We start from the raw sequence: 20,783 nt of genomic DNA on the forward strand, positions 1-20,783 counted from the left end.
TCGCCATGTCCGTCCCCACCATCGACATCGCCGGAGTGGCCGATCGGGTCGCCGCAGGCACCGTCGGCGTTCGCGCCAGGGGACGGCGAGGCACCGGCGTGCTGCTGCCCGAGCACCGCGTGCTCACGACTGCGCACAACGTGCGGGGTGGCCGCGTCGAGGTCCTCCGGGCCGGTGGGACGCCCCTGCCCGCCCAGGTCCTCGGGGTCGCCGAGGACCTGGACCTGGCGGTCCTGGCGATCGATCCGGCAGGCGTCGCCGTCGCCCCGGCGGTCCGCACCGTCGGCGATGCCCTCGACGCCGCCGGACGCGACGGCGAGGATGGCAACGACGCTGGGGAGGACTGGGCCCCCTTGCTGTGGACCGACGACGCCGTGCCCCCGGTCGGCACCCCGGTCGTGGCTGCTGCAGCCCCCGACGGCATCGTCAGGCTCACCGCGGGCACCGTTGCCACCACCGGGGCACGGTTGCGCACGGGCACCGGCAGCCCGCTCGGCGACCTGCTCGAGCACACCGCGCCGCTCCCGCATGGCGCGTCCGGTGGCCCGGTCGTCGACGGCGAGGGACGGGTGGTGGGCATGGACGTCAACAGGGTCGAGGGTGGCCTGTACCAAGCGGTCCGTGCCGACGACGTCCTCCGCGACGTCGTCGACCGGTTGGCTCGTGGCGAGGTGCCCCGGCGTCGGCGGCTGGGTGTGCAGGTCGTGCCGGGCAGGACGGCTACATGGCTCCGCGCAGCGGTCGGGCTGGCCCCCGCCGACGGCGTCCTGCTGGCGGGTGTCGACCCCGACGGGCCGGCCGCCGCCGCCGGCCTCGGGCGTGGGGACCTGCTGACCGCGATGAACGGCACCGTGCTCCGTGGTCCCGATGACCTGCTGCTCGCCCTCCGCACCGCGGGGGAGGAGGTGCACCTGGTCGCCCGTCGTGGCGCCGATGCCCCCAGAACGATCGACGTGCGCACCCGGCTCGCCGAGTCCTGACACCCGGACGGCACCGTCCTCGAGGACGGCGCCGACATCCGATCGGTCCGTCGACGAACGGTCCCGGTACCCGGAGGACCGACACTCGTGTGCCACGCGGTGGGTACAGCACAACGCCCTGCCCGGAGACGAGGGGTCCCGGGCAGGGCGTGTGGCGGCGGGGTTGGGCGGCGGCCGCTTGGACGTCGGGTGGGGTCAGTCCGTCGGACGGATGCGGCGCTCCTGGACGTACTGCTCGAGCTTGCGCTTGACCCGCTGGAGGGCGTTGTCGATGGCCTTGGCGTGTCGGCCCAGCTCGACGGCGATGTCGGAGTAGGACTCCCCGCTCACGTAGCGAACCAGCACCTCGGTCTCGAGGTCGCTGAGGACCTCGGCGCAGAAGGAGCGGAGCTGGTCGAGGTCGGTCGCGGACGTGATCCTGTGGATCGGGTCCTGCCCGTCATCGGCGATCCGCTCCCGGTACTCCATGTCGGAGTCGTCCTCGTGGCTGACCGAGCCGGTCAGCGACACGTAGGCGTTCAGCGGGGCGTGCTTGCGGCGGTTCGCGCCCTTGATGGCGGTGATGACCTGCCGGGTGACGCAGAGGTCGGCGAAGTGGCGGAAGCTGGGATGCTTGCTGCGGTCGTAGTCCCGGACCGCCTTGTACAGCCCGATCATGCCTTCCTGGATGACGTCCTGGCGGTCGCCGCCGGACAGGAAGTAGGTCTTGGCCTTGGCACGGACCTGCGGACGGAAGCGCCTGAGCAGCTCGGCCAGCGCGGCCTCGTCCCCGGTGCGGGCAACCTCGACCAGGTCCTCGTCGGCCAGCTCGGTGCTGTCGGGGGCAAGCGTCGCAGTCGTCACAGTCCTCGTCCTTCCGGTGGGCGGCGAACCGGTGGATCGGCTGCCGTCTCATCCCGTACAACGAGGGGGTTCGTCGGGCGTTACGGTTTTCTTCTCGGCGATCGAACCTGCCGGCACGTTCACCAACGGGCACACTGCGTAGCGAACGCTGTTCAGCCGATGACCTCACCCCCCGCCTCCCCGCTCCTCGACCTGCTCGATCACATCGATCGCGCGGTCAGCGTCGACGCGGTCCTGGCCGGGCTGGCAGCGGTGCTGACGACCGTGCCGGGTGTGCGGGGAGTCACCCGGTGGCCGGTCCCGGCCGTGCACGGCCAGCGGGACCTCGTCGCGCTGCCGACACGCATCCAGCAGGTGCTCGCGTCGGAGGCCAGCGTCACGGAGCACCCCGGCCACGGGACGGTGTTGGCCGTGGGGGCCGGCGGCCGACCGGTGGGGATCCTGGACCTGACCGTCGACAACGATGGCCCACCCTCCATCGAGCTGCTCGAGGGGTTGACCCGAACCGCGGGCGTGGCCTGCGAGCGGCTGCTCGACGCCGACCGACGGCGAGTGCAGGCCACCGAGGTCGCTGCGCTCCACCAGGTCATGGAGGGTGTGGCCGCTGCCACCACGGCCCAGGAGGTGGCCGCGACGGCAGTGCAGGTCATGGTGGACGCCTTCGGCTGGACCGCGGGGATGGTGGTCCGCGACCCGGGATACGACGACGTCGTCGAGGCCACTGCTCCCGTGGTCGGGAGCGTGGTGGTCCTCGCCGAGCGCGGCACCGCCGACATCGACGCCGACGCACTCCACGCGGTCGTGGCCGGTGGCCAGGGCCTCCGAGGCGAACGTGCGGGCGAGACGCTGCCGGGTGACCTCGTGCACGGCCTCGTCTGGCCGCTGCACGGGCCGACCAACACGAGGTTGGTGATGGTCAGCACCGACGCCAACGACCTGCCCGAGGGCATGGGCACCCTGCTGGCCTCGACGGCGCAGATCGCGTCCTTGGTGCGCGCCGGCCTGGAGCGGATCGAGCATGCCGCGCGCGAACGCCGGGCACACGAGGCGGAGCGGGCCAACCGCGCCAAGTCCGAGTTCGTCTCGCGGATGAGCCACGAGCTGCGGACGCCCCTGAACGCCGTCCTGGGCTTCGCACAGCTCCTCGAGCTCGAGCCGCTGGCCGACGACGCCCGGGACTCCCTCCAGCAGATCCGCGCGGCCGGCCAGCACCTGCTCGGGCTGGTCGACGAGGTGCTCGACATCTCCCGCATCGAGGCCGGGTACCTGCCGCTGACGGCCGAGTCGCTCGACGTGCGAGAGGTCGTCCAGCAGTGCTGCTCGCTGGTGGCGCCCGCAGCGGAGGCCAACGAGGTCACGTTCCTGGTCGAGCCGTCCGAGGGATCCGGTCCGTGGGTCAGGGCCGACCGGCAGCGGATGACCCAGATCCTGCTGAACCTGCTGTCCAACGGGGTGAAGTACAACCGGGTCGGCGGCCGGGTCGTCATCCGGCTCGAGCAGGAATCAGACGATGTCGTCGTGCGGGTACGGGACACCGGGGTTGGCATCCCCGCCAACCGCATGGCCCAGCTGTTCATGCCGTTCGAACGGCTCGGCGCCGAGGTGTCGGGGGTGGAGGGCACGGGTCTCGGGATGGCGTTGTCCCGTCGGCTGGCCGAGGCCATGGGCGGAGGGCTCGACGCCACCTCCACGGTCGGTGAGGGCACGGAGTTCCGCCTCGTGCTGCCGGTGGGCGACCCGGTGCTGGACCTCGAGGACACCCACAGCGGGACGGCCCGGGCCGCGATCGGGACCGGTTCCGCAGGGACCGTCCTCTACGTGGAGGACAGCAGGATCAACGCCAAGCTGGTCGAGCGGGTCCTCCGTCGACGTCCAGCGGTCCATCTCGTGCACGCACCGGATGGCACGCGCGGGCTGGACTGGGCCGTCCGCGACCGGCCGAACCTGGTGCTGCTGGACCTGGGCCTGCCCGACCTTCCCGGGTCCGAGGTGCTCCGGCGCCTCCGCGAGGACCCGCGCACCGCGACGATCCCGGTGGTGGTGGTCAGCGCCGACGCAACCCCGGACCGGGTCCAGGTGCTGCGGGAGGCGGGCGCCGACGACTACCTGTCCAAGCCGTTCGACATCGACTCGCTGCTCGGCGTGGTCGACGCCCACATCGGCGACCGCATCCCGATGGACTGACCCGAGGCCCCGCGTGCATCCTCCCGAGACCCATCACGACGCCCGCATCCTCGTCATCGACGACGAGCCGACGAACGTGCTGCTCCTGCGCCGGATCCTCGGCCACGAGGGGTACCGGCACGTGCATGCGACGACCAACCCGATGGCCCTGCCGGAGATGCTGGAGCACGGCTGGCCCGACCTGGTGCTGCTGGACCTCAACATGCCGGGCATGGACGGGTTCGAGGTGATGGGCCTGCTGGAGGACCTCAACGACCACGGGACGTTCCTGCCGATCCTCGTCCTCACCGCCGACGCCAACACGGCGACCCGCGACCGGGCGCTGGCCGGCGGTGCCATGGACTTCGTCACCAAGCCGTTCGACCGCACCGAGGTCCTGCTGCGAATGCACAACCTCCTGCAGACGCGCTGGTTGCACGCGCGACTGGAGGACCACAACCGGATGCTGGAGTCCCGGGTCAGGGACCGCACCGCCGAGCTCTGGCGGGCCCAGGCCGAGACCGTGGACCGGCTGGCGCTGGCCGCGGAGTTCCGCGACGACCAGACCGGCAAGCACATCCGTCGCGTCGGCGACACCTCGCGGGCGATCGCCCTGGAGCTCGGCATCGACCACGACCGCGCCGAGCTGATCGGGCTCGCCGCCCCGCTGCACGACCTGGGCAAGATCAAGGTCCCGGACCGGGTGCTGCTCAAGCCCGGTCCCCTCGACGAGGACGAGTTCGCGATCATCAGGACCCACACGGAGGTGGGTCACGAGCTCCTCCGCGACAGCGAGTCGCCGTTGCTGCAGCTGGCGTCGGTCATGGCGCTGCACCACCACGACCGGTGGGACGGGCACGGCTACCACGACCTCCGGGCTGAGGAGATCCCGCTCGAGGCCCGCATCGTGAGCGTGGCCGACGTCTACGACGCCCTCACCCACGAGCGCTGCTACAAGGCGGCATGGCCCGAGGACATCGCCCGCAAGGAGATCGCCGACGCGTCCGGGCAGCAGTTCGACCCCGCCGTCGTGGAGGCGTTCCTCGAGGTCGTCGACCGGCCCGTCACCGCGGGATGACCCACACGCGCATGACGCGGATGCCCGCCGGTGGACCGGCGGGCGAGCACGGGATCAGGCGTCGTTCTTGGCGCGCTTGGCCTGGCGGGCGCGGAGGTTCTGGTCCAGCTCCACCTTGCGCAGGCGGATGGCGTCGGGGGTGACCTCGACGCACTCGTCGCCGCGCATCCACTCCAGCGCCTGCTCCAGCGCCATGACCTTCGGCGGGGTCAGGCGGACCAGCTCCTCGCCGGTCGCGGAGCGGATGTTGTTGAGCTTCTTCTCCTTGGTGACGTTGAGGTCCATGTCCTCCGACCGGGCGTTCTCGCCGACGATCATGCCCTCGTAGACGTCCTCACCGGGGCCGACGAACATCACACCGCGGTCGGACAGGTTCTGCAGGGCGAACGCCGTCACCGGGCCCTTGCGGTCGGCGACGAGCGAGCCGGTGTTGCGGGTGCGGACCTCGCCCATCCACGGCACGTACTCCTCGAACACGCGGTTGAGGACACCGGTGCCGCGGGTGGCGGTCAGGAACTCGGTGCGGAACCCGATGAGGCCACGGGTCGGGGCCAGGTAGTCGATGCGGACCCAGCCGGTGCCGTGGTTGGTCATGGCGACCATGCGACCGCGGCGTTCGGCCAGCAGCTGGGTGACGGTGCCCGAGTGCTCCTCGGGGACGTCGACGGTGACGCGTTCCAGCGGCTCGTGGGTCTTGCCGTCGATCTCCTGTGGGATGACCTGCGGCTTGCCGACGGTCAGCTCGAAGCCCTCGCGACGCATCTGCTCGACGAGGATGGCCAGCTGCAGCTCGCCGCGACCCTTGACCTCCCACGCATCCGGGCGGTCGGTGTTGGACACGCGGAGCGCCACGTTGCCGATGAGCTCGCGGTCCAGGCGGTCCTTGAGGACACGGGCGGTGACCTTGTCGCCGGACCGGCCGGACAGCGGGGAGGTGTTGATCCCGATGGTCATCGCCAGCGTCGGCTCGTCGACGCGGATGCCCGGCAGGGCCACGGGGTTCTCGGGGTCGGCCAGCGTGTCACCGATCATGACCTGCTCGATGCCGGCGACGGCGCAGATCTCGCCCGGCCCGACCCGTTCGGTGGGGACGCGCTCCAGGCCCTCGGTGGTGAACAGCTCGACGACCTTGACGTTGCGCTTCTCGCCGTGCTCGTCGATCCAGGCGACCTGCTTGCCCTTCTCCAGGTGGCCGTTGTGCACGCGGCACAGCGCCAGGCGGCCGAGGTAGGGCGAGGCGTCCAGGTTGGTGACCAGCGCCTGGAGGGGGTGCTCGGGGTCGTGGGAGGGCGGCGGGATGGTGTCGAGGATCGTGTCGAACAGCGCCGTCAGGTCCTCGCCGGGGGTGTCGGGGTCCAGCGAGGCGGTCCCGGCCTTGGCGTTGGTGTAGACGATCGGGAAGTCGATGCTGTCCTCGTCGGCGTCGAGGTCGAACAGCAGCTCGAACACCTCGTCGACGACCTCGGCCGGGCGGGCGTCGGGCCGGTCGATCTTGTTGATGACCAGGATCATCGGCAGCCCGGCACGGTCCGCGCCGGTCCGGGTCATCTGCATCGCCTTGCGCAGCACGAAGCGCGTCTGCGGCAGGGGACCCTCGGCGGCGTCGACCAGCAGGGCGATCCCGTCGACCATGGACAGGGCGCGCTCGACCTCGCCACCGAAGTCGGCGTGACCGGGGGTGTCGACGATCGTGACCTTGGTCTCGCCGCGATCCCCCTTGGCCGGCAACCGCACCGCGGTGTGCTTGGCCAGGATGGTGATGCCCTTCTCCTTCTCCAGGTCGCCGGAGTCCATCACGCGGTTGGCGACGTCCTGGTTCGCACGGAACGTGCCGGACTGGTGGAGCATCGCGTCGACAAGGGTGGTCTTGCCGTGGTCGACGTGGGCGACGATGGCGATGTTGCGCGAGTCGTCGCGGGTTGCGCGGGTGGGGGTGGACATCGGAGGAGCCTTCGGGCGAACGGACGGCGGGCCCATCGGTCGACGGGCCCGCTCTGGCCGTCAAGGGTAGCGGCCGTCATGTGTCCCTCACCGGTCCGACCGGCCGTCCCCCGGCGCCCGGTCAGGCGTCGTCGGGAGCGCGGCCCATCATGCGGTCGATGGTGATCTCGATCGCGACCCGGTCGGGGTTGGTACGCGGTGGGCGGTAGCGCTCGGTGTAGCGACGGACCGCCTCGGCGACGTCGTCGGGGTCGTCGGTCACACGCCCCCGGCCCTCCACCGTCAGCCAACGGCCGCCGTCGACCTGGCTGACGACTGCCCGGCCGCCGCCGCCGACGTTGCGGGCCTTCACGCTGGCGGCGTTGGTGATGATCCGGACCGTGGGGCCCTCGGGGTCCCAGGTGAACCCGACGGGGACGACATGCGGGGTGCCGTCGGGCCGCAGGGTGGTCAACGTCGCCAGGTGGCGTTCGGCGAGGAAGGCGAGGACGCCAGGTGGGGGATCGGTGTGGTCGATGCTCACCGGGTGGCACCCAGCGCCTCGTAGCCGGGCTTGATGACGTCGTCGATCAGCGCCAGCCGTTCGTCGAACGGCCAGAAGGCGCTCTTCATGGCGTTGATGGTGACCCAGCGCAGGTCCTCCAGCGTCCAGTCGAACGTCTCGACGAGGGCGGTCATCTCCGAGGTCATCGACACGTTGCTCATCAACCGGTTGTCGGTGTTGACCGTCACCCGGTAGCGCAGCCGCTTGAGCAGGTCGATTGGGTGCTCGGCCAGCGAGGGGGCGGCACCGGAGTGCACGTTGGAGGTGGGGCACATCTCGAGGGGGACGCGGTTGTCGCGCACGAACGCGGCAAGCCGCCCCAGGTGGGCGGTGCCGTCCTCGTCGACGGTGATGTCGTCGACGATGCGGACGCCGTGCCCCAGCCGTTCGGCGTTGCAGAACTGCAGCGCCTCCCAGATGGAGGGCAGCCCGAACGCCTCACCCGCGTGGATGGTGATGTGCGACAGCTCCCGCTGTATCAGCTGGAACGCGTCGAGGTGGCGCGTCGGGGGATACCCGGACTCGGCGCCGGCGATGTCGAAGCCGACGACACCCTCGTCCTTGTGGCGCATGGCCAGCTCGGCGACCTCGCGGGAGTGGGCGGCATGGCGCATCGCGGTGATGAGTGTGCCGATCGTGATGCCCCGGCCGGCCGAGCCCTTCCTGAACCCGGCGAGCACGGCCTCCACGACCTGGTCCATGTCGAGGCCGTGCTCGAGATGCTGCTCGGGGGCGAAGCGGACCTCGGCGTGGACCACTCCGTCGTCGGCCAGGTCCTCGGCGCACTCCTGGGCGACCCGCATCAGCGAGTCGGGGTCCTGCATGACCGCCACGGTGTGGCGGAAGCCCTCCAGGTACAGCTCGAGGGACTTGCGGTCCGCGCCGCGGGTGAACCAGGCAGCCAGGTCGTCGGGGTCGGTCGTCGGCAGCTCGTCGTAGCCCTGTTCGGCGGCGAGCTCGATCACGGTCTGCGGTCGCAGTCCTCCATCGAGGTGGTCGTGCAGGAGGACCTTCGGTGCCTTGCGGATGGTTTGGGCGTCGAGGGACATGCCGCGATCATGCCAGCGTGGACAAGGGCTCGTGCAGCATCGTGGTCGACACGTGCGCCATGATTGGGGCATGACGCTGGACCCCGAGACCGCACGATATCTGGCCGACCTCGCCGAGGCGGGCGGCACGCCGTACGAGCAGATGGAGACCGCCGCGCAGGCACGGGCCGCCTACGAGCAGGTCGTCGCGATTCGCCGCGGCGACGGGCCGCCCCGCGGCGCGGAGTGCTCCGTGGAGGAGTACCGGATCGGTGACCTGTGGTACCGGGCCTACCGCCCGCTGGGCCGCTCCGTGCACGACGGCCCGCTGCCGCTGGTGGTGTTCTTCCACGGCGGCGGCTGGGTGCTGGGCAACCCGAGGACCCACGACGAGATGGCCCGGGCGTTCGCTGCGCTGCCGGCCATCGTGTTGTCGGTGGACTACCGGCTGGCGCCCGAGCACCCCTACCCGGCGGCGCACGACGACGCATGGGAGGCCGTGGAGTACGCCGCCAGCGAGATGGGCGACAGCTTCCACGCCGACCGGTTGGTCGTGGCGGGCGACTCCGCGGGTGGCCTGCTGGCCGCCGCCGTGGCCGCGCGGGCCCGTGACACCGACGGGGCCCCGACCATCGCCGCCCAGTGCCTGGTCTACCCCGCGATGGAGCCGACGATGGGGTCAGCGTCCCACGACGACCTCGCCGAGGGCTACGGCCTGACCAAGTCCACGATGCAGTGGTTCTACGACGCCTACGCGCCGGGGAACGGGTTCTCGCCGGGCGAGCTGTCGGACCTGTCGGGCCTGCCGCCCGCCGTGGTGGCCACCGCGGGGTACGACCTGCTGAAGGACGACGGTCTGCGCTACGCCGAGCGGCTGCGCGAGGCTGGCGTGTCGGTTGCTGGCCTGCACTTCCCGGGCCTGATCCACGGGTTCCTCGGCATGGGCGGGACCAGTCGGGCGGCGGCAGCGGCCACCGAGGCCGTCGTCGGTGGGCTTCGCGGACTGCTCTCCCGGTAGCCCGCACCCTCCGAGCACGGCCGGGCCCCGGACCGGGCTGGCCTCGCGAGAACGCCTCGCGAGAACGCCGGCTACAGGACGGCGTCGAGGCCCAGCAGGACGCCCATGCCGACCAGCAGGGTCAGCACGATGTTGCGGGTCCGCCACATCACCAGCACGGCCGCGAGAGCGGCGGGCAGGCGAGGGTCGAGCAGGTCGATCGAGCCGTCGGCGGACCCGCCCCGGAAGACCGCCGGGGCCACCAGGGCGGCCAGGGCTGCTGCGGGGATCATGCGCAGCCCCTCCTGCACGACCGGCGGCAGGGCGGTCGCGCGGTGGGCGATGGACAGGAACGACCAGCGTTCCAGCAGCGTGCCGACGCCACCAACGATGGCGATGGCCCAGAGGGTGCCGGTCATGCCGCCTCCTCCCGGCCGGTGTCGTCCGGGGTCGGCTCGACCTGCACCGCTCGACCACCGGCGACCGTCGCCGACTGGCGGTCCAGGGAGCCGTTGCGGACCGACGTCGCGAGGCCCACGGACACGCCGGCCGCCGCGGCGAGCAGCAGGCCGAGGTTGGCCGGCAGGCCCGCGGCGAGGGTGGCGACCAGCGCGCTGGCCACGGCCGCGAGCAGCGTCGCCCGGTCGGTGAGCGCCGGCACCAGCAGGGCGGCGAACACCAACGGGATGGCGAACTCGATCGGGACGTCGGCGGGGATGGCCGCGCCGGCGAGCGTCCCCGCGATCGTGTAGCCCTGCCAGCAGGCCCACAGCAGCCCGCCGGCACCCGTGTAGTAGGCCACCCGGTGGGCCAGGCCGGGGTTGTCGGTCAGCCGGGCGATCGTGACCGCGTAGGCCTGGTCGGTCAGCAGGTAGGCCACGCCGAGTCGCCGGTGCGCCGGCTCCTCGCCGAGGTGCACGGCGAGGCTCGCGGAGTACATCAGGAACCTGGCGTTGATGACCACGATCGTGCCGATCACGATCGGAGCGGCGGCGCCCTGGGCGATCAGGTCGAGCGCCGCCAGCTGTGCTGCGCCGGCGAAGACGAACGTCGAGAAGACGCTGGCGCCCCATGCCGGCATGCCGGCCTCCAGCGCGGCGATGCCGGCAAGCAACCCGAACGGGGCCATGCCGAGCACGACGGGGGAGATGTCACGCATGCCCGCGAACACCGCGGACCGCGCCGTCGCGAACGTCGCCGTCGACGTGGGAGGGGTGGCCATCCGGGACACTGTGGGTCGCGGGCCGACGCGCTGCAACAGGTCCGCGAAGTGGACCGCTGCGTCAGCTGCGCAGGGCACCCGTCATGGGAACCTCGCCTGCACGGCCTTGCGGACGTCGGCGTCGAAGCGTCGCTCGACGACGCTGAAGCGCTCAGCCCGGTCGATCTCGTCGTTGACCTGTCCGCACCAGTCCGCGGCGACGGCAACACCGCGGTCGCGTGCGACGTCCTCGAGGGCCGCGGACTCGATCCAGCGACCGACGTTGGCCAGCATGGCCAGCCGCTCCATCCGGTCCTCCGCGTCGGCCACGTCCTCGAGGTAGGTCGTCACCAGCACGTCGACCCCGTCGTCCGCGGCGTCCATCACGATCTGGGCCAGCTCCATGACGTGGTTGATGTCGCGCTCCTCGTGGAACACGAGCATCAGGGCCGCCGCCCGCTGGACCCGGTCCTCCTCGTCGGGGCTGCGCAGCCGCTTCAGCTCACGGTTGCGCTCGGTCCGCTCGCGTTCGGGGTTGGGGAGCTTGTAGGCCATGTGGAGGCAACCCTATCCGGCCGGGCGCCGGCCGAACCATGCCGCGTCTGCTCAGCGCAGCCGCAGGGCCATCTTGCCGGGGTTGAGGATGCCCGCCGGGTCCAGCGCGTCCTTGATGGCCTGCTGGACGTCCATCGCGTCCTCGCCGACCTCCCGCTGCAGCCACTTCTCCTTCAGCAGACCGATCCCGTGTTCGCCGGTGACGGTGCCGCCGAGCGCCAGCGCCGCCTCGAGGATGTCGTCGAACGCCTGCATGGCCCGCACCTTGCCGTCGGCGTCGTCATGGTCCCAGCGCAGGGTCGGATGCATGTTGCCGTCCCCGGCATGGCCGTAGCTGTAGATCTCCGTGCCCCGGTCAGCGGCGATCCGGGCGGTGCTGGCGAGCAGCGCCGGGACCTGCGAACGCGGGACGCCGACGTCCTCCAGCAGCGCGACGCCGTGTCGTTCGACCGCCGGCAGCGCCAGGCGCCGGGCCTGCAGGAACGCCTCGCCCTCGTCGGGGTCGTCGGTCCGCGCGACGAACGTCGCGCCGTGGCGGGCACAGATCTCCTCCATGGCGGCCACGTGTCCGGACCGGTCGACGGCAACGTCGCTGCGCATCAGCAGCAGGGCCGCCGCGTCGGTGTCGAGGTCCATGCGCTGCCACTCCTCGACCGCACGGATCGTGGAGGCGTCCATGATCTCCAGCAGGGCCGGGGGTTCGCCCTCGCAGATCTCCACCACTGCCCGGCCTGCGTCGCCGAGGTCGCCGAAGAAGGCGACCAGCGTGCTGGCGGGCGGGGGCAGCGGCCTGATGCGGAGCCGGGCCCTCGTGACCACCCCGAGGGTGCCCTCGCTGCCGACGATCAACGACGTCAGGTCGTAACCGGCGACGGACTTGATGGTGCGGCTGCCGGTCTCGATGACCCGCCCGTCAGCCAGGACGACCTCCAGCCCTGCCACCCAGTCGCGGGTCACGCCGTACTTCAGGCAGCACAGGCCCCCGGCGTTGGTGGCGACGTTGCCGCCGATGGAGCAGAACGCCATGGACGCCGGGTCGGGGGCGTACCACAGCCCGTCGACCGCCAGCTCCTCCTTCAGGGCCAGGTTCATGATGCCGGGCTCGACCTCGCAGAGCCGGTCGGCGGGGTCGACGTCGAGGATCGACGTCATCGCCTCCATCGACAGCACGATCCCGTCGTCGACGGCGTTGGACCCGCCGTGCAACCCGGCCCCGGCACCACGGGGCACGACCGGGACGCGGTGGCGGGTCGCGGTGCGCATCACCTGCTGGACCTCACCGGTCGACCTGGCCCGGATCACCGCCGCCGGCGTGCCGGCACGCAGGTCGGGGGCGCGGTCGGTCCGGTAGGACGCCAGGACGTCGGGGTCGGTCAGGAGGCGGCCGGCAGGAAGGGCCCGGGACAGCTCGTCGAGCGCGGCGGCGACGTGCTCGGGCACGGGGCGGGTCTCGGTTGGGGTGCGCACCCGTCCACCATACGGTGGCGAGGACCGGGCCCGGCGCCACACTGTGCCCCGTGCCCGCTGCCCGACCGTCCCGATCCACGCCGCCACCCGACGGCGGGCCCACGGGGCCGCCACGGTCATCGGCCAGGACCCGCGGGGTGGTGCTGGTGCTGCTCGGCGCGGTCCTGTGGGGGACCACGGGCACCGCCCAGGCGCTGGGCCCCGAGGGCGCGAGCCCGCAGGCGGTCGGGATCACCCGCCTTGTCGCCGGCGGCGCCGTGCTGACCGCCTGGATGCTGGTCTCCACGCGGCTCTCCACGCGGCCCTCCACCCCCAGCACGCCCACCTCGCCGGCGGGCCTGCCGCTGCTGCCGATGCTGTGCGGGGCCGTCGGGGTCGCGGCGTACCAGCTGTCGTTCTTCGCCGCCGTGGACCGTGCCGGGGTGGCGGTGGGAACGGCGGTGGCAATCGGCTCCTCGCCGGTCTTCACGGGCCTGATCGAGTGGGCGGTCAGCGGACGTCGCCCGACGCCCAGGTGGTGGTCGTCGACCGGCATCGCGACCATCGGGCTGGTCCTCCTCGCGGGGCCCGGCGGCGGTGCGTTCGCCGGCATCGGGCTGGCGTTGCTCGCCGGCCTCTCCTACGCCACCTACGCGGTGTCGTCCAAGCAGCTCCTCGACCGGTGGCCGCCGGCCCGCGCCATGGCCGCGGTGTTCGGCGGGGGAGCGGTCCTCGTGCTGCCCCTCCTCGTCGGGCTCGACCTCGGCTGGCTCGCCGACCCGCGGGGGATCGCGATGCTCCTGTGGCTTGCCGGGCCGACCATCCTCATCGCCTACCTGCTCTACGGTGCCGGGCTGCGCGAGGTGACCGCTGCGGTGGGCGCGACCCTCAGCCTGGCCGAGCCGCTGACGGCCGCGATCCTGGCCGTCGGGATCCTGGCGGAACGCCCGACCGTGCTGCAGCTCGTCGGTGCCGCGGCGATCGGCGTCGGGCTGGCGATCCTCGCCGTGCCCAACCGCCGAGTCGGGGCGTCGCCGGTCGTGTGACCCTGCGTGATGGTCGTGACCTCAGGTCACCGCGGTGCCGGCCGATCATGCATGGTGGAGGCCCTCCCCGACGGAGGGATCGGAACCGTGCATGTGCTCTTCGTCGACGACAACCCCGGCAGGCTGACGCAGCTCGCCGGTGAGGTTGCGTCCGCGTACGGCTGGACCACCTCCACCGCCTCGAGCATCGGCGAAGTCGTCGGGGCGCTCACCGCCCAACGCTGGGACGCCCTCGTCGCAGCCGACGACGAGTTCGGCGACGGCAGCAGCGCGCTGGCGCTGGCCCGGCTCAAGCAGCCGTCCGCGACGCGGTGCCTCGTGCGCCTGGATCCGGGTGGAGGGTCCGCGACTGCGCTCGCCGTCGCCGAGATCGCCCACCGTGTCCTCGACGACGTGCCGACCCCAGCCGCCCTCAAGGCGATGCTCGTCGTCATGGGCGTCGGCGGCATGCGGGCGCCGCAGGACCTCGTCGACAGCGTCGGTGCGGTCGCCGGACTGCCGTCCGTGGCGCGCATCCTCACCGACCTGAAGACCATCCTGACCGATCCGGCCTGCAGCCCGGACCGGGTCGCCGCCGTCGTGCGCACCGAACCGGCCATCGCCGCCAAGGTCCTGCACCTCGCCAACGCGGGCCTGGCCGGTCGTGCCGGCAGCGTCCACGACCTCGAGCAGGCCGCGGCGCTGCTCGGCATGCGCGTGCTCCGCCAGGTCGTCCTCGCCTCCGCAGCCTTCGCGGCTGCCGAACAGCTCGGCGTCGATCCCACCCTCGTCGCGGCGGTGCAACGCCACGGGGTCGCCGTGGCTGCGGCGGCCATGGCCTCGGGCACGTTGCCGCCGCATGCCGCCATCGGCGGGTTGTTGCTGGACATCGGCCTGCCGCTGATGGCGCTCACCTGGCCCGACGTGCACGCCGAGCTGCGGGCGATGGTCCACGAACGTTCGGTGCCGCTGCACGTGGAGGAGATGCGCGTGCTGGGCACCTCCCATTCCGAGGCCGGCGCGCTGCTGGCTCGTCGCTGGTCGCTGCCGACATCGATCGTCGAGATGGTCGCCGGCCACCACTTCGTCCCGCGTTCCCCGGTTCCCGAACGCCGGGCACTGGGCTACGTCGTGCACCGGGCCGCCCAGCTCGGCGACCCGGCCGGACGCGACATCCACGACCACGGCGTCGAGCTCGACGTGCCGGAGTGGGTCGACCGGTGGCGGGTCGAGGACGTCGAGTGGGCAGGACCACCCGACACCCGGGGATAGCCCGCCACCCCCGGACGAGCCCGACGTCGGAGACCGGGGGGCGACGCGAGCCCCGGGGTCCGGGTCAGCTCGTCAGCGCGGGGTGCTCCACACGAGCGCGGCGAACGCTCGGCAACGACTCGATGCGTGCCAGCAGGGTGGTCAGCCGATCGGGTGTCGCGTCCGGATCGGTCCCGATGATCTCGATGACCGCCTCGGCCACGTCCCGCGTCGGGCCGGCGGGGCGGTACCGGAGGTCGCCGATCTGCAGGCCCCTGCCCTCGACGAGGGCGATCACCCGGGCGAGGGCGCGGCAACGATCGTCGAGCTCCAACCGCAGGCGGGTCGGCGCAGGCGGGCTGGCGGGTGGTCCGTGGGGGGAACGCCTCACGTGAAGGTCCTTCGTCGGAGGGCCGGCGAGGGGCGACACGGGGAGCAGGGTGCGATGGTCCACCGGGCCGCTCCTGCCTGCCCGGTGGTCGGTCGGGGGCTAGGAACGCCCGCCGATGATGAGCACAGCAGAAGCGCAGCCGAGTACGAGGTCGGCTGCGAGGGTGGCTACCAGCTGCTGCTGCACGGGGGACACGCTAGCACCGGATCGGGGCGCACGACCAGCGATACCTCATGTACCGGTGTCGTCCGCCGATGGAGGTTGCGTCGTCCGTCCGTTCCATCGGGGAACCACCAATGTTCATGCTCGTCGTCGACGTGCCCGGGGGTGTGCTGTCGCGCGCTGCCACGGAGCTGCGCGACCGGTTCGGGTGGACCATCGCCCTGGCCGAGGACGGGGTCGGCTGCCTGGGGCACCTGCGCAGCCAGCGATGGGACGCGGTGGTCGCCGCGCGGACCGTCGGGCACATCGGCGGTGCGACGTTGTTGACCCTCGTCAGGAGCATCCAGCCGTCGGCGGCCCGCCTGCTGGTCGACGAGCAGGACGAGCGCCTGCCGTCATCCGGTGTCGAGATGGGCGTCGCCCATCGGGTCCTGACCCGCGAACCCTCCGCGACCACGCTGCGCGCCGTGTTGCTGGCGCTCGACGCAGCGCCAGCGAACGTGCCCCACGACCTGCAGCAGGCCATCGGTCGGGTCGCCGGCCTGCCGCCGACCCACGGGATCCTCTCGGATCTGCGCGACCTGATGGAGGATCCGGAGGTCTCCACCGACCGGATCGCGACGACGGTCGGTCGCGACCCGATGCTCGCCGCCAGGGTCCTGCACCTCGCCAACGCCGGGTTCGCGTCGCACAACGTCGTCATCTCCAGCCTCGCCCAGGCCGCCGCGCTGCTCGGCGTGGAGACGCTCCGGCAGGTGGTGATCGCCTCAGCGGCCTTCTCGGCCGTGTCGTCGTTGGACGTGGCACGCGACGTGATCGAGCACTCGCAGCGCCACGGCGTTGCGGCTGCCCGCATGGCGGCCAGCATGCCGGACCTGCCGCCGCACGCCCGGACGGGGGCGCTGCTGCTGGACATCGGCATGCCGTTGATGGCGCTGGCATGGCCCGAGGACCATGCCGTCCTGCGCGAGCAGAGTCGTCGCCGCGGTCAGCCGCTGCACGAAGCCGAGCAGGAGGCGTTCGGCGTCACGCACGCCACTGCGGGGGCCCTGCTCGCCAGGCGGTGGTCGTTGCCGAAGGTGCTGGCCCGGATGATCGACGGCCATCACCTGCCCCCCCTCAGCGAGGAACCGGACGACCGGGCGCTGGGGTTCCGGGTGCACCATGCGGTCCAGACCGCACTGCACCCCGACGGGGTGGACGTCTACGACGTCGTCGTGCTGGACGGCCTGCCCGCCTGGGTGCAGTAGCAACCGGTCCTGCGGCAGCTGCCACCCGGCGCGGTTCGGCACGGCGGGACCGGCCCGCTACCGTTCCTCGGCATGAGCACCAACCCTGTGGACGTGCTTCGCGAACGCGGCTTCGTCCAGGACATCACCGACGAGGATGGCCTCCGGGCCCGGTTCGACGAGGGGCCGGTCACCTTCTACGTCGGCTTCGACCCGACCGCGGTGTCCCTGCACGCGGGCAACCTCGTCGGGATCATGGCGATGGCGTGGCTGCAGCGGATGGGGCACCGCCCGATCGCCCTCGCCGGTGGCGGCACGGGACGGATCGGTGATCCCTCCGGTCGGGACGACGAACGGCAGGTGCTGGACGAGGACGTCCTCGCGACCCACCTGGAGGGGATCAGGACGCAGCTGGGCCGGTTCCTCGACCTGTCCGAACCCGAGCGGGGCCTGCTGGTCGACAACTACGACTGGCTGCGCGACATCGGCTTCATCCCGTTCCTGCGGGACGTTGGGCGCTACTTCAGCGTCAACCAGATGATCGCCCGCGAGTCGGTCAAACGACGCCTGGAGAACCGAGAGCAGGGCATCAGCTTCACGGAGTTCTCCTACCAGCTGCTGCAGGCCTACGACTTCGCCCACCTGTTCGAGACCGAGGGCTGTGTGCTGCAGGGCGGGGGGTCCGACCAGTGGGGTAACATCACCGCTGGCACTGACCTGATCGGCCGCATGCACGACGGCCGGGCCTTCGGCATGACCTGGCCGTTGCTCACCACCGCCAGCGGGGCGAAGTTCGGCAAGTCCGCCGGCAACGCCGTGTGGCTGGACGCCGAGATGACGTCGCCCTACGCCTACTTCCAGTACTGGATCAACGCCTCCGACGACGACGTCCGGCGGTTCCTCACGATGTTCACCTTCCTCGAGCTCGACGAGGTCGAGTCGGTGATGGCCGAGCACGCCCAGGCGCCGCATCGTCGTATCGCCCAGCGACGGCTGGCGATGGAGGCCACGAGGATCGCCCACGGCGAGGAGGGGCTGGCCGACGCCGAGCGGGCCACCGAGGTGCTGTTCGGCAACGAGGCCTTCACCGGCCTGTCCGATGCCGTGCTGGCCGAGGCGTTCGCCGCGGCGCCGTCGGTGTCGTTGCCGGCAGACGCGATCGGCACCGGCACGAGCGTCGCCGAGTTGATGACCACCGCCGGGGCAGCCAAGTCCAACGGCGAGGCCCGGCGACTCGTCGACCAGGGCGGCGTGCGGATCAACAACGTCAAGGTCGACGACGCCGACCGCGCGCTGACCGCCGACGACCTCGCGACCCCGACCACCCTCGTCCTGCGAGTGGGCAAGAAGCGCTACTGGCTGGCACGGCTGGGCTGAGCCCGGCCGGGCCGCGCTCAGCCCAGCGAGGGATGCTCGCAGCGCAGGAGGTGCCGCTTGAGGACCTTGCCGGTGGCGTTGCGCGGCAGCTCGCCGACCACGACGACGCGCTTGGGGACCTTGTAGCGGGCGATCCGCTCCCGTAGCCAGGCACGGACGTCCTCGGGGTCGACGTCGCCGACGACGTAGGCCCGCAGCACCTGCCCGAACTCCTCGTCGGGCACCCCGATGACGGCCAGGTCGGTGATGTCGGGGTGACCCTCGAGGACCTCCTCCACCTCCGAGGGGTACACGTTCTCTCCGCCGGAGACGATCATCTCGTCGCCGCGGCCGGTCACGAAGAGGTACCCGTCGAGGTCGACGTAGCCGAGGTCGCCGATCTCGACCGGGCCCCGGTGGGTGTCGGAGCCGGTGTAGCCGGCGAACTCCATCCCGGTGGTGACGCGCAGCCGGCCGATTTCGCCGGGCGGCAGCCGACGGCCGTCCTCGTCGACCACCTCCACGCGCATGCCCGGGCCCGGTCGGCCGACGGTGCCCCGGCGCTCGCGGAAGTCCGCTGGCGTGGAGATCGACACCCAGCCGGCCTCGGTCGAGCCGTACAGGTCGTAGGTGACCTCGCCCCACCGCTGCTGGGCCCGCTGCCGCAGGGCGACCGGCAGGGCCGAGCCGCTGGTCAGGATGATCCGCAGCCGTCCGGGGCCGCCGGGGCCGCCCTCCTCCAGCGCCCGTCGCAGCTGGACGGGGACCAGCGCAGCCGCGTCCACTTCGTGCTCGTCGACGATGCGCTGGAAGTCGGCCGGATCGAAGTGGCGGGGCAGGATCGAGGTCGCCCCGATCAGCATGGCCGCGCCGGCCACCCCGCCACCGAAGCCGTGGAACAGGGGCGGGCCGATCAGCAACCGGTCGCCGCGCTGCAGCGGCACCTTCATCACGAAGCCGAGCATCGCCCCGAGACCGGACGCCCCGACGCTGCGCTCTGCGCCCTTCGGGGATCCGGTCGTGCCGGACGTGTGGATGACGACCTTGCCGGTGCCGCGCACGAACGGGGCCGAGCTCGACGCCGAGGCCAGCGCCGTCTCGTAGCTGCCGCCGGGGCCGATCGTCAGCAGGACCGGTGGGTCCTCGAGGTCGCGGACGGCGTGGGCGACGGCGTCGGTGAACTCCTCGTCGACGACCAGCACGGCCGGGCGCTGCATGTGGAGGATCCGGCCGACCTCGCTGCCGGTCGCCCAGGTGTTGAGGGGGACCGGCGCCAGGCCGGAGCGGCCCCCCGCGGCGTAGCACTCCAGCGCCTCCCTGCCGTTGCGGACCATGAACGCCACGCACCCACGCGGTTCGCCGTGCTGCAGCAGCGTGTTGGCCAGGCGCGTGACCCGGTTGTCGAGCTCCGCCCAGGTGAGCATGCCGCGGTCGTCGATCACCGCGACCGCATCGGGCTGCGTGCCGGCCTGGAAGGCGACCGCCAGGCCCAGGTTGGGACGCAGCATCGGCAGCTCGAGCACCATCCCGAGCAGCGACGGGCGCGGCAGCATCGGCCGGATGACACCGGCCCGGACCAGCGCGCGCACGCCACCGATCACGTCACCGGGGCTCAGGGATGGAAGGCCGAACATCGTCGGTTCAGCTTTCCACGGCGACCGTACGGGCCGGTAATCCGACGCCGGACGGGGTGACGAATCGCACCGATCCCCGACCGCGGGGAGGAATCACGCCGCGAGCGGCGAACCAACGCCGGGAAGCCACCGTGGCCGGGTGACCGCCGCCTGCCGCGACCGATCGACCGGAGTCCCCCATGACCATCACCGTCCGCCTGCTCGCCGCGTTGTTCGCCCTCGCCATCCTCGCCCCAGCCGCGATGGCCGACCCCACCTACACCGAGACCGACGACCGGTTCTACCTCCGCGGCACCGGATGCGGGGCCGAGACCGACCTGTTCCTCAGCGACAGGTCCGGCGAGGACGACTACGACGGCTGCGGAACCATCGGCGGCCTGCCGGTCAACGAGGTCCTCGCGGCCGAGGGCAGCGGCGGCGAGACGCTGACCACCCGTGGCACCGCCCCGATCATCGTCGACGCCAACCGTGACCTCGTGGTCGTCATCCGGACGGAGTCCTGGTTCGGTGACGGCATCCCCGGTGCCGGTCAGTCCGTCGTCGACGTCGCCATCACCGGGACTCCGGCTGCCGGCGGCTTCGTCCCGGTCGCCCTGGGCTCCGGCTCCTCGGACGAGATCGTCGTCGGTGCGGACAACGCCACCCACACGATCACCCTGGACATCCCCGACACCGCCCACCTCGCCGAGCTGAGCAACCTGTCGCTGGAGATCAGCTGGCACGGGGCCAACATCAACGTCAACAACCTGGGCATGTCCGGTGACAGCCACTTCACCGTCCCCACCCTCGAGGTCGTCCAGGACTAGGGTTCGGACCACCTCGACCACGCCGGCGTGCCCTCGGGCCGCCGGCGTCGTCGTGTCCGGGACCATCCACGCCGTCGGAGGGGACACGCGCGGCCGACCACGAGGCGTTGTGCCTGCACCCGGCGGTTAGGGTGGGCGACAACACATGGCGGA

General features: G+C 72.0%; 19 protein-coding genes. 9 read left to right on the top strand and 10 right to left on the bottom strand.

Annotated elements, in window-relative coordinates:
- Positions 1-5 precede the first annotated feature (5 nt).
- On the top strand, positions 6-980 hold the full coding sequence (locus tag CUC05_RS03925; protein WP_108664765.1) for a S1C family serine protease: 975 nt from the start codon (positions 6-8) through the stop codon (positions 978-980).
- Between the two features lie 195 nt (positions 981-1,175).
- On the opposite strand, the gene sigH is transcribed toward CUC05_RS03925, so the two are convergent.
- Entirely contained in the window at positions 1,176-1,823 is a 648-nt protein-coding gene (sigH, locus tag CUC05_RS03930) for an RNA polymerase sporulation sigma factor SigH (protein ID WP_108664766.1), read from the bottom strand.
- Positions 1,824-1,982: 159 nt separating this feature from the next.
- On the opposite strand from sigH, the gene CUC05_RS03935 reads away from it, so the two are divergent.
- A complete protein-coding gene (locus tag CUC05_RS03935; RefSeq protein ID WP_108664767.1) occupies positions 1,983-4,007 on the top strand; it encodes an ATP-binding protein in 2,025 nt (674 codons plus the stop codon).
- 13 nt (positions 4,008-4,020) lie between these two features.
- Positions 4,021-5,064, top strand: a complete 1,044-nt coding sequence (locus CUC05_RS03940) for an HD-GYP domain-containing protein (RefSeq protein ID WP_108664768.1) — start codon at positions 4,021-4,023, stop codon at positions 5,062-5,064.
- 54 nt (positions 5,065-5,118) lie between these two features.
- Here CUC05_RS03940 and typA read toward each other — a convergent pair whose 3' ends face one another.
- The 3 genes from typA to CUC05_RS03955 form a co-directional block, all read right to left on the bottom strand.
- On the bottom strand, positions 5,119-7,005 hold the full coding sequence (gene typA, locus CUC05_RS03945; RefSeq protein ID WP_108664769.1) for a translational GTPase TypA: 1,887 nt from the start codon (positions 7,003-7,005) through the stop codon (positions 5,119-5,121).
- 121 nt (positions 7,006-7,126) lie between these two features.
- On the bottom strand, positions 7,127-7,528 hold the full coding sequence (locus tag CUC05_RS03950) for a pyridoxamine 5'-phosphate oxidase family protein (RefSeq protein ID WP_108664770.1): 402 nt from the start codon (positions 7,526-7,528) through the stop codon (positions 7,127-7,129).
- Positions 7,525-8,598 (bottom strand): adenosine deaminase, encoded by a 1,074-nt coding sequence (locus tag CUC05_RS03955; RefSeq protein ID WP_108664771.1) that lies wholly within the window; start codon positions 8,596-8,598, stop codon positions 7,525-7,527. The genes CUC05_RS03950 and CUC05_RS03955 overlap by 4 nt, the downstream gene beginning before the upstream one ends.
- A 70-nt stretch (positions 8,599-8,668) precedes the next feature.
- Between CUC05_RS03955 and CUC05_RS03960 the strand changes: the two genes are divergently transcribed.
- On the top strand, positions 8,669-9,595 hold the full coding sequence (locus CUC05_RS03960; RefSeq protein ID WP_157965180.1) for an alpha/beta hydrolase: 927 nt from the start codon (positions 8,669-8,671) through the stop codon (positions 9,593-9,595).
- Between the two features lie 71 nt (positions 9,596-9,666).
- Here CUC05_RS03960 and CUC05_RS03965 read toward each other — a convergent pair whose 3' ends face one another.
- The 4 genes from CUC05_RS03965 to CUC05_RS03980 all read right to left on the bottom strand — a co-directional run bounded on the left by CUC05_RS03965 (position 9,667) and on the right by CUC05_RS03980 (position 12,797).
- Positions 9,667-9,993 carry an AzlD domain-containing protein gene (locus CUC05_RS03965; RefSeq protein WP_108664773.1) on the bottom strand — a complete coding sequence of 109 codons (327 nt, stop codon included), beginning with the start codon at positions 9,991-9,993 and terminating at the stop codon, positions 9,667-9,669.
- The gene (locus tag CUC05_RS03970; RefSeq protein WP_205712116.1) at positions 9,990-10,796 is read right to left on the bottom strand and encodes an AzlC family ABC transporter permease; all 807 of its coding nucleotides are present in this window, start codon (positions 10,794-10,796) and stop codon (positions 9,990-9,992) included. The genes CUC05_RS03965 and CUC05_RS03970 overlap by 4 nt, the downstream gene beginning before the upstream one ends.
- Positions 10,797-10,877: 81 nt before the next feature.
- Complete coding sequence (locus tag CUC05_RS03975) at positions 10,878-11,330, bottom strand: hypothetical protein (RefSeq protein WP_108664774.1); 453 nt, start codon at positions 11,328-11,330, stop codon at positions 10,878-10,880.
- Between the two features lie 51 nt (positions 11,331-11,381).
- Complete coding sequence (locus tag CUC05_RS03980) at positions 11,382-12,797, bottom strand: FAD-binding oxidoreductase (RefSeq protein WP_240606193.1); 1,416 nt, start codon at positions 12,795-12,797, stop codon at positions 11,382-11,384.
- A 50-nt stretch (positions 12,798-12,847) separates the two neighbouring features.
- On the opposite strand from CUC05_RS03980, the gene CUC05_RS03985 reads away from it, so the two are divergent.
- Both CUC05_RS03985 and CUC05_RS03990 read left to right on the top strand, forming a co-directional pair.
- Positions 12,848-13,822 (top strand): DMT family transporter, encoded by a 975-nt coding sequence (locus CUC05_RS03985; RefSeq protein ID WP_240606194.1) that lies wholly within the window; start codon positions 12,848-12,850, stop codon positions 13,820-13,822.
- A gap of 87 nt (positions 13,823-13,909) precedes the next feature.
- Positions 13,910-15,073, top strand: coding sequence for an HDOD domain-containing protein (locus CUC05_RS03990; RefSeq protein WP_157965181.1), 1,164 nt, complete (start codon positions 13,910-13,912; stop codon positions 15,071-15,073).
- A 64-nt stretch (positions 15,074-15,137) separates the two neighbouring features.
- On the opposite strand, the gene CUC05_RS03995 is transcribed toward CUC05_RS03990, so the two are convergent.
- Positions 15,138-15,443, bottom strand: coding sequence for a hypothetical protein (locus tag CUC05_RS03995; RefSeq protein ID WP_157965182.1), 306 nt, complete (start codon positions 15,441-15,443; stop codon positions 15,138-15,140).
- Positions 15,444-15,739: 296 nt separating this feature from the next.
- Here CUC05_RS03995 and CUC05_RS04000 point away from each other — a divergent pair, with 296 nt between their 5' ends.
- Together CUC05_RS04000 and tyrS are read left to right on the top strand one after the other, a co-directional pair.
- The gene (locus CUC05_RS04000; RefSeq protein WP_108664779.1) at positions 15,740-16,855 is read left to right on the top strand and encodes an HDOD domain-containing protein; all 1,116 of its coding nucleotides are present in this window, start codon (positions 15,740-15,742) and stop codon (positions 16,853-16,855) included.
- 72 nt (positions 16,856-16,927) lie between these two features.
- The gene (gene tyrS / locus CUC05_RS04005) at positions 16,928-18,211 is read left to right on the top strand and encodes a tyrosine--tRNA ligase (protein ID WP_108664780.1); all 1,284 of its coding nucleotides are present in this window, start codon (positions 16,928-16,930) and stop codon (positions 18,209-18,211) included.
- 17 nt (positions 18,212-18,228) lie between these two features.
- Here tyrS and CUC05_RS04010 read toward each other — a convergent pair whose 3' ends face one another.
- A complete protein-coding gene (locus CUC05_RS04010) occupies positions 18,229-19,824 on the bottom strand; it encodes an AMP-binding protein (protein ID WP_108664781.1) in 1,596 nt (531 codons plus the stop codon).
- Positions 19,825-20,003: 179 nt separating this feature from the next.
- Between CUC05_RS04010 and CUC05_RS04015 the strand changes: the two genes are divergently transcribed.
- Positions 20,004-20,630 (top strand): hypothetical protein, encoded by a 627-nt coding sequence (locus CUC05_RS04015; RefSeq protein WP_108664782.1) that lies wholly within the window; start codon positions 20,004-20,006, stop codon positions 20,628-20,630.
- Positions 20,631-20,783: the final 153 nt, after the last annotated feature.

Source organism: Euzebya rosea (genome assembly GCF_003073135.1).
GTDB classification, from domain to species: domain Bacteria; phylum Actinomycetota; class Nitriliruptoria; order Euzebyales; family Euzebyaceae; genus Euzebya; species Euzebya rosea.